A 1,276-nucleotide genomic window follows, 5' to 3' on the forward strand; every position below is an offset into this window, starting at 1 on the left:
TGAACCGCGCCGGGTCTGATGGAGACTTGATTCCTTGAGAGGATCGAGTCATGGCACGTCCGTCCCCCTACCCTCCCGAGCTTCGTGAGCGCGCGGTGCGCATGGTCGCGGAGATCCGGCCGAACTACCCGACCGAGTGGGCCGCGATGAAAGCGGTCGCAGCAAAGCTCGGCATCGGAACGGCCGAGACGGTGCGCAGCTGGGTGCGCCGGGCGCAGATCGATGCAGGACAGCGGCCCGGGACCACGACGGCTGAAGCCGAGGAGATCAAGCGGCTGAAGGCCGAGAACGCCGAACTGCGGCGGGCCAACGAGATCCTCAAAGCGGCGTCGGTTTTCTTCGCGGCCGAGCTCGACCGGCCACACAAGCGCTCGTAGCGTTCATCGACGCTCATCGAGAGGTGTTCGGGGTCGAGCCGATCTGCCGTGTGCTGGCCGCACACGGGTTGAAGATCGCAACGAGCACCTACTACGCCGCCAAGAATCGCACGCCCAGCGTCCGCGCTGTGCGGGATACCGAGCTCAAGCAGCACATCAGCCGGGTGCACGCTGACAACTACGGCGTCTACGGCGTGCGCAAGGTCTGGCGACAGCTGGGCCGTGAAGGAGTCGTGGTGGCGCGCTGCACGGTCGCCCGGCTGATGGGCGAACTGGGGCTGGAAGGCGTCCGGCGCGGCAAGAAGCTGCGCACCACCATCCGCGACGCCGGACACGAGCGCGCCGACGACCTGCTGAATCGCGACTTCACGGCCTCGCGCCCCAATCAGCGGTGGGTGGCAGACTTCACCTACGTGATGACCTGGGCCGGCGTGGTCTACGTCGCATTCGTCGTAGATGTGTACTCCCGCGCGATCGTGGGCTGGTCGGCGGCCACCACCAAACGAGCCAAGCTCGTCTTGGACGCCCTGGACATGGCGCTGTGGCGACGCGCGCGGACCGGCATTCCGGCCGGGCCGGGTCTGGTTCATCACTCGGACGCGGGCAGTCAATACACCTGTTTCGCCTTCACCGCCCACCTGCTCGAGGCCGGGATCGACGCCTCGATCGGCAGCGTCGGCGACGCCCTGGACAACGCCTTGATGGAATCGGCGATCGGCCTGTTCAAGACCGAACTGATCAAACCCCGACGGCCATGGAAAGGGCTGGCCGACGTCGAACTGGCCACCGCCGAGTGGATCGACTGGTTCAACCACCAGCGCCTGCACACCGCCATCGGTGACGTCCCGCCCGCCGAACACGAAGCCGTCTACTACGCTCAACACCAGCCCCAACCGGCG

General features: G+C 66.7%; 1 protein-coding gene. It reads left to right on the forward strand.

Annotated features, from left to right (window positions below):
* Nucleotides 1-50: 50 nt before the first annotated feature.
* Nucleotides 51-1,276, forward strand: a protein-coding gene (locus ACTMTF_RS49345) for an IS3 family transposase (RefSeq protein ID WP_441117029.1) whose coding sequence is annotated in 2 segments (ribosomal slippage) — nucleotides 51-333 and nucleotides 333-1,276 — 1,227 coding nt annotated over the 2 segments. Because the reading frame shifts where the segments join, the coding sequence is not laid out codon by codon here. This gene is flagged as partial in the annotation.

The sequence above is a fragment of the Nonomuraea sp. ZG12 genome, from assembly GCF_052068115.1.
In the GTDB taxonomy this organism is placed as follows: Bacteria; Actinomycetota; Actinomycetes; order Streptosporangiales; family Streptosporangiaceae; genus Nonomuraea.